This window comes from Streptomyces sp. NPDC058470, assembly GCF_042721055.1.
GTDB lineage: Bacteria > Actinomycetota > Actinomycetes > Streptomycetales > Streptomycetaceae > Streptomyces.
Genome location: NZ_JBHXMF010000041.1, coordinates 77,818 through 84,721 on the forward strand (window position 1 = coordinate 77,818; position 6,904 = coordinate 84,721).

The 6,904-nt window shown below is 71.5% G+C and carries 7 protein-coding genes; 6 read left to right on the forward strand and 1 reads right to left on the reverse strand.

What is annotated here, in order from left to right; all coding sequences use genetic code 11:
- Window positions 1-6 precede the first annotated feature (6 nt).
- Genes afsQ1 through ACFWP7_RS27860 form a run of 3 tightly spaced genes read left to right on the forward strand, consistent with a single transcriptional unit; the run spans window position 7 to window position 2,869 of the window.
- On the forward strand, window positions 7-684 hold the full coding sequence (afsQ1, locus tag ACFWP7_RS27850; RefSeq protein WP_037625670.1) for a two-component system response regulator AfsQ1: 678 nt from the start codon (window positions 7-9) through the stop codon (window positions 682-684).
- On the forward strand, window positions 681-2,258 hold the full coding sequence (locus ACFWP7_RS27855) for an ATP-binding protein (protein WP_384386381.1): 1,578 nt from the start codon (window positions 681-683) through the stop codon (window positions 2,256-2,258). The genes afsQ1 and ACFWP7_RS27855 overlap by 4 nt, the downstream gene beginning before the upstream one ends.
- Window positions 2,255-2,869, forward strand: coding sequence for a hypothetical protein (locus ACFWP7_RS27860; RefSeq protein WP_384386384.1), 615 nt, complete (start codon window positions 2,255-2,257; stop codon window positions 2,867-2,869). Before ACFWP7_RS27855 ends, ACFWP7_RS27860 begins: the two co-directional genes overlap by 4 nt.
- On the opposite strand, the gene ACFWP7_RS27865 is transcribed toward ACFWP7_RS27860, so the two are convergent.
- On the reverse strand, window positions 2,866-4,005 hold the full coding sequence (locus ACFWP7_RS27865; RefSeq protein WP_384386387.1) for a LuxR C-terminal-related transcriptional regulator: 1,140 nt from the start codon (window positions 4,003-4,005) through the stop codon (window positions 2,866-2,868). The genes ACFWP7_RS27860 and ACFWP7_RS27865 overlap by 4 nt on opposite strands.
- A 195-nt stretch (window positions 4,006-4,200) precedes the next feature.
- Here ACFWP7_RS27865 and ACFWP7_RS27870 point away from each other — a divergent pair, with 195 nt between their 5' ends.
- From ACFWP7_RS27870 to ACFWP7_RS27880, 3 genes are all read left to right on the forward strand, one after another.
- Entirely contained in the window at window positions 4,201-5,625 is a 1,425-nt protein-coding gene (locus ACFWP7_RS27870) for an FAD/NAD(P)-binding protein (protein ID WP_384386390.1), read from the forward strand.
- 295 nt (window positions 5,626-5,920) lie between these two features.
- Window positions 5,921-6,472 (forward strand): VanZ family protein, encoded by a 552-nt coding sequence (locus ACFWP7_RS27875; RefSeq protein WP_384386405.1) that lies wholly within the window; start codon window positions 5,921-5,923, stop codon window positions 6,470-6,472.
- A gap of 182 nt (window positions 6,473-6,654) precedes the next feature.
- Window positions 6,655-6,858 (forward strand): PspC domain-containing protein, encoded by a 204-nt coding sequence (locus ACFWP7_RS27880; protein ID WP_384386391.1) that lies wholly within the window; start codon window positions 6,655-6,657, stop codon window positions 6,856-6,858.
- Window positions 6,859-6,904: the final 46 nt, after the last annotated feature.

Here is a 6,904-nt window from a genome sequence, read left to right on the forward strand (position 1 = left end):
ACGTCCGTGCCTTCCCTGTTGCTGATCGAAGACGACGACGCCATTCGCACGGCCCTGGAGCTGTCGCTGACGCGCCAGGGGCACCGTGTGGCCACCGCTGCCACCGGCGAGGACGGTCTGAAGCTGCTGCGTGAGCAGCGGCCGGACCTGATCGTGCTGGACGTGATGCTCCCGGGCATCGACGGATTCGAGGTGTGCCGGCGCATCCGGCGCACCGACCAGCTGCCGATCATCCTGCTGACCGCGCGCAGCGACGACATCGACGTCGTGGTGGGTCTGGAGTCCGGCGCCGACGACTATGTCGTCAAGCCCGTGCAGGGCCGGGTGCTCGACGCCCGGATCCGTGCCGTCCTGCGGCGCGGTGAGCGCGAGGCGAACGACTCGGCGTCCTTCGGCTCCCTGGTCATCGACCGTGCCGCCATGACGGTCACCAAGAACGGCGAGGATCTGCAGCTGACGCCCACCGAGCTGCGGCTGCTCCTGGAGCTGAGCCGCAGGCCCGGACAGGCGCTGTCCCGCCAGCAGTTGCTGCGGCTGGTCTGGGAGCACGACTACCTCGGCGACTCACGTCTCGTCGACGCGTGCGTGCAGCGGCTGCGCGCCAAGGTCGAGGACGTGCCCTCCTCCCCCACGCTCATCCGTACCGTCCGGGGAGTCGGCTACCGGCTGGACAATCCTCAGTGACCAAACCGCAGGACAAGCTCCGCGGCTGGGCCGCGGCGCGCAAGGCGATCCTGTCCGGCCTGCGCTTCACCAGTCTGCGACTGCGGCTGGTGGTGGTGTTCGGACTCGTCGCGCTCACGGCCGCCGTGTCGGCGTCGGGCATCGCGTACTGGCTCAACCGCGAGGCCGTCCTGACGCGTACGCAGGACGCGGTGCTGCGCGACTTCCAGCAGGAGATGACCAACCGCGCGAGCACGCTGCCGGTGAACCCGGCGCAGGCCGAACTCCAGCGTACGGCGGGGCAGATGTCGGCCAGCAGCCAGCGCTTCAGCGTGCTCCTGGTGGCCGAGGCCACGGACGGCAAGCAGATCATCGGCAACTCCGCGCTGGACACCTTCACCCTGGAGGACGTACCCAAGTCGCTCCAGAAGGCGGTGAACAGGGAGCAGCCGCTCTCCTCGAACAACAAGTCGGCGTACCACCTGTACTGGCAGCGCGTCTCCGAGGACGACAAGCCGTATCTCGTGGGCGGCGCGAAGGTGATCGGCGGCACCACGACGGGCTACATGCTCAAGTCGCTCGAACCCGAGGCGAAGGATCTCAACTCGCTGGCCTGGTCCCTGGGTATCGCGACGGGGCTGGCCCTGATCGGCTCGGCGCTGCTGGCCCAGGCCGCCGCGACGACGGTCCTCAAGCCGGTCCACCGCCTGGGCATCGCGGCCCGCCGCCTGGGCGAGGGCAAGCTCGACACGCGTCTGCGGGTCTCCGGCACGGACGAACTCGCCGATCTCTCCCGCACGTTCAACCACACGGCGCAGGCCCTGGAGAAGCGCGTCGCCGACATGAGCGCCCGTGACGAGGCCTCCCGTCGTTTCGTGGCGGACATGTCCCACGAACTCCGTACGCCGCTCACCGCGATCACCGCCGTGACGGAGATCCTTGAAGAGGAACTGGACGCGGAGACCGGCAGCGTCGACCCGATGATCGAACCGGCCGTACGGCTCGTCGTCAGCGAGACCCGACGGCTGAACGACCTCGTCGAGAACCTGATGGAGGTCACCCGCTTCGACGCGGGCACCGCCCGGCTGGTCCTGGACGACGTGGACATCGCCGACCAGATCACCGCGTGCATGGACGCACGCGCCTGGCTGGACGCGGTGGACCTGGACGCCGAGCGCGGCGTCATGGTGCGCCTGGACCCGCGCCGCCTGGACGTGATCCTGGCGAACCTGATCGGCAACGCGCTCAAGCACGGCGGTTCGCCGGTTCGGGTCTCGGTGCGCAAGGAGGCCGACGCCCTGCTGATCGAGGTCCAGGACCACGGTCCGGGCATCCCCGAGGACGTACTCCCGCACGTCTTCGACCGCTTCTACAAGGCGAGCGCGTCCCGCCCCCGCTCGGAGGGCAGCGGCCTTGGCCTTTCCATCGCCCTGGAGAACGCGCACATCCACGGCGGCGACATCACCGCGGCGAACTCGACCAAGGGCGGCGCGGTCTTCACGCTCCGCCTCCCGCAGGACGCGCCGGTGCTGCTCGCCGACGACCCGCGCGACGAGGACGAGCACGGGAACGGCACGGAGGCGAGCGCCGGATGACGACCCTACGACGCCGGTCCGTCCGCCCCTGGGCGGTCCTCGGTCTGCTGGCCGCGCTGCTCACGGGCTGCGGCATCCGCTCCACCCAGGTCCCCACGGACTTCGGCCCCGCGCCCTCGCGGGCCCCGTGTGCCCTGTCCGGCGACATCTCCACGCAGACCTCCGGGGGCGTCCCGGTCCAGGTCTTCCTGCTCTGCTCCGCGCAGCTCGTCCCGGTCGACCGGTCCGTCAGCATCCCCGCCGGCACGGCGGAGGGGGCGCGGCGCGTCCTGGTCGCCCAGGGGCTGCTCGACGAACTCGCCGAGACCCCGTCCACGGCCGAGTTGCTGGCCGGCTACGCCACGGACGTACGCGGCGGCATGACGGTGAGCGGTCCCCACGACAAGGACCCCGAGGACACCCTCCGCCTGAGCACCCCGCCGGACGACCTCACCCGCTTCTCCCTCGCCCAGATCGTCTGCACCTTCGCCAACTCCGCCGCGGCCCAGGACGACGGCTCGGTCATCCTCGGCGGCCCGGGCAGCGACCCCCTCAACCGCTACGAATGCACACCGGAGGTCCGCGCGAGCCCGGGCACGGAGACGCCTCCTTCGACGAGCGCCGACTCCTAGAGGCTCCTGGCGGAAGGCTCGCGGGACACTCCCCCGGGCCGGTAATGCTCGGCGAACAGCCGCGCGACGAGCTCGCCTCGGCTGGAGACCTCCGTCTTGCCGAAGACGGCCTTGACGTGGTCGCGCACGGTGTGCGGGGAGATGAACAGCGCCGCGGCGATCTCGGTGGTGGGCAGCCCACGCGTGATGAGCTGGGTGATCTCCAGCTCGCGCGGCGTCAGGCCGTACGCCTCGGCGATGAGGACCGCCCGGTCGGCGGCGGCCGCCGGCTCGATGACGAGTGCCACGGGGCCGGGTTGCCCGGCGGGGCCGCTGAGACAGGAGGCGTGGCAGGTCAACCAGCGGCCGTCAACGGTTCGGATGCGGGTCCTCGCGCTGCCTGCCCGGTCGCGGCCCCGGGCGATCGCCCGGGCCTGCAACACGGTGGCGACCACCCAGATCGGCAGCCTCAAGCCCAACTGCGAGGGGATGGAGGGGCCTTCGGGGAGCCGCGAGAGGTGCTGCCGCGCCTCCTCGTTGATCGACGTCGGCTCGCCGGAGGGATCGAAGAGCACCAGTCCTGGCGCGGGCGCGTCCGATGTGGCGCCTACCGCGGACGAGCGGGCGAACCGGCGCACCCGCGAGGCCAGCGGACCGGACAGACCGGCGAGCAGCGTGATCTCGGCCGGGCCGAACGGGGCACCGGCACCCCTCCGGAACAGGCTCACCACGGCCCACGGCCGGTCACCGACCCGCAGCACGGCCCGTAGTTCGTCGTCCACGCCCTGGCTCCTGAGCAGCCGGCGGAAGCGCGCGCTGCGTGCGGGCAGGTTGCCGGTGGCCGCACGCAGGCCGGCCACCGGGACGGCGGCGCGGGCGAGGTCTCGAAACGGGAGGACGTTCTCCTCCAGGAGTTCGCTTTCCCAGTACGCGGCGCAGCCATCGCCGGAACCGAGGTTCTCCACCAGCATCGGCGCGGTGATGAGACCCGTCTCCGGGTCGGTGGCCGCCCATACGGCGGAGTCGAACGGCAGGAGCCGGCGCAGCTTGGCGGACGTCCGGCTGAAGAGGTCGCGTGTGTCGGTGGCCCGCTCCGCGCCCGACAGCACCTTGGCGTGACGTGACAGCACCTCGGCATAGCGGCGCGCATCGGACATGGAAGACCCCCCGTGGTCTGGATGCAGGCCAGCCTGCCCGCCCTCGTGTCCTGGACCAACCCCCCGTTTGAGGGGGTCATTCCCGGTCGGTCACCGCTCGCGGGGGATGGGGCCCGGCACCGGCGGCGGCGAGGCTCGAAGAGGCCGATGCGCCGGGAGGCGACGGCCCGCAACGTGAAGGGAAGAACGAAGAATATGGACATCGCAATCGTCGGAGCGGGTGCTGCCGCGGTCGGCCTGCTGGACACGCTGGCAGCCATCGCCCACGAGCCTGGGACCATCACGGTGTTCGAGCCGTCCCCGCATCTTTGGCGGGGCCGCCCGTATGGCCCGGACCTGGACACGGTGCTGGTCAACACGCCACCGGCGATCATGTCGATCCGCCACCTGGACTTCGGGCACTACGCGGCGTGGCTGGGCACACGTGGCGCCGCCCACCTCGACGAACGGCTGGGCCGGCCGCTCGTTCCGCGCGCGCTCTACGGCGAGTACCTGGCGCACAGCGCCGAGACGGCGCTGTCCATCCTGCGCAGAGGGGGCTGGCGGGTGCGTATCGTCACCGCCCGCGTCACCGGGGCGGCTCGGTCCGGGGCCAACTGGTCGCTCCGCACCGAGGACGGACGCGGGCACGAGGCCGACCAGCTGGCCCTGTGCGTGGGCGGGGGAACGCCGCAGGACCACTACGGTCTCGACGGCGCCGCCGCTTTCGTGGGCGACCCGTACCCGCTGGCGCGCACACTGGACCGGGTCCCGCCCGGCAGCAGCATCGCGGTCATCGGGAGCGGCCTGACCGCGGTCGACGTCGTCGTGTCGCTCGCCGCACGCGGACACTCCGGGCCGATCACGCTGCTGTCCCGCAGTGGTGTGCTGCCCCACGTCTGGCAGCGCCCGGTCGACCACCAGCCGCAGCACCTGACCACCGAGCGGGTGGCAGCGCTGCACCAGGAGCACGGTGCCGTCACCCTCAAGGATCTCATCGGGCTGCTGCGCGCCGAACTGGCGGAGAAGGGTGAGGACTTCGAAGAGTTCGTGGCGGAACTGCTGGCGGCCGGGACCGAAGAGCCGGTTCGGCGCCTGCGGGCGCAGCTGTCGGCTGTCGACGACCCCAGGATCGGCCGCCGGGTCCTCCAGCAGACAGCGCACAGCGTTGGTCCGTACGCGTGGCGGCTGCTGTCCGAGCCCGACCGCGGGCGGCTGCGGCGTCACTTCCGCATGGCGACGAGCGTGGCTTCACCGATGGTTCCGGTGAACGCCGCCATCATGACGCGGCTGTTGGAGTCCGGGCAGCTCGCGTTGACTGCGGGCGTCCGCAAGATCGAGGCGGCGGACGGGGCGTTCCGGGTGTACGGCGACGACGGAGAACGCACTTTTGACGTCGTCGTCAACGCCGTGAATCCGCCGCCGCGGGCAATCCCCGGTGCAGCCGGACCGTTGGTCACGGCCCTGCTGGCCGACGGCTCCGCCGAGCTGCACCCAGCCGGTGGGCTGGTTCCGGCCAACCCGCGCCTGCACGTGGTGGGAGACCTCGCCGGGGGCGGTCCGTTCATCACGTCGAGCATTGCGGGCATAGCGGCCCAAGCGGCAGCGGCCGCGCACACGATCGTCGCGGCCATGGGCTGAATCCCCCACCTCACCCCGTTTGCGGGCAAGGCCGTTCAGGCCCCCGGCAGGGGTCTGGGGGCGGCGGCCCCCAGGAGCGGACAGGGATCCCCCGGTCGAGCGAAGCCGAGACCGGGAGGCGGGCAGGGACGGAGACGCAGCAGGGCACGGGCGGAGGGCACAGGCAGGGACCGAGGCGCCGAGCAAGAACGGAGGGGACGAAAACCCGCCGCGGTCGCACGTGTGGCGTATGCCTCAGCCCCAACCTCCCCGCCAACCCGGAACCGATCGCGCCGAACCCCGCGTCTTGGCCAACGTGCAGCGTGAAGGCTCAGGCGGCGGCAGTGCCGCGATCCGCATCCGTGTGGCAGGAGGTGTCCTCCTCCTCGCGCACCTCGCCCTCGTCGCCTGGATCACCCTGCGCCCCCTGGACGTCCCCTGGGTGAGCGCCGCGAACCTGCGGCCCTTCGCCGGAATCAGGGCGGATCTCGCACTGGGCCCCCGGGAAGCGGCCCGTCGCATCGGCGAGGGCCTGATCCTGCTGGCCCCGCTGGGCGTCCTGCTCCCGACCGCGGGCGGCAAACTCACCGTGTCCCCGCTCGGCTCCCTCGTCCGTACGGTCGCCGCCGGTGCCCTGCTCTCGCTGGGCATCGAACTCCTGCAGACCGGCGTCCCCGGTCAGGTGGTGGACGTCGACTCCCTGCTGCTGAACACGGTCGGCGTCGCCCTGGCGCACCTCGCGATCGTGCCCGCCGCCCGGTCCGGGCTCCGCCGCCGGGCGGAGAGGCGGCGCCGCGCAGCCCTCCGGCGGGAGGACACGGCTCAGGGTCGGACCCCGACGATTCCCAGGGTCGGGATCGCACCGTAGAGCGACGCTTCGCCCGCTTCGTCTCCGTAGCTTTGAAGGCACAGAGTCGCCGAGTCGCCAGTCACAGAGACACCGCGACACAGAGACACAGCGACACAGCCACAGAGACACAGCCACAGAGACACAGCCACAGCCGTCACGGCGAACAAGTCGCCCGACCCACGGTTCGCGAAGGAGCCCCGATGAGCGCCATTGCCCGCCCGACCAACGGCCGCATGATCGGCGGAGTGTGCGCAGCGCTGGCAAAGCGCTTCGGCACCTCCGCGACCACGATGCGCGTGATCTTCGTCCTGTCGTGCCTGCTTCCTGGCCCGCAGTTCCTGCTCTACATAGCGCTGTGGATCCTGTTCCCCTCGGAGAACAAGGCCGGCACCACGGCCTGGTAGACAGCCGCCGCGCCATGAAACGCCGGTGGGGCGCACCCTGATTGGG

Excerpts from the sequence above, each read along its gene's own strand:
- ACFWP7_RS27865 (WP_384386387.1), bottom strand. The coding sequence starts at position 4,005 with ATGTCCGATGCGCGCCGCTATGCCGAGGTGCTGTCACGTCACGCCAAG.
- ACFWP7_RS27860 (WP_384386384.1), top strand. The coding sequence starts at position 2,255 with ATGACGACCCTACGACGCCGGTCCGTCCGCCCCTGGGCGGTCCTCGGT.
- ACFWP7_RS27870 (WP_384386390.1), top strand. The coding sequence starts at position 4,201 with ATGGACATCGCAATCGTCGGAGCGGGTGCTGCCGCGGTCGGCCTGCTG.
- ACFWP7_RS27880 (WP_384386391.1), top strand. The coding sequence starts at position 6,655 with ATGAGCGCCATTGCCCGCCCGACCAACGGCCGCATGATCGGCGGAGTG.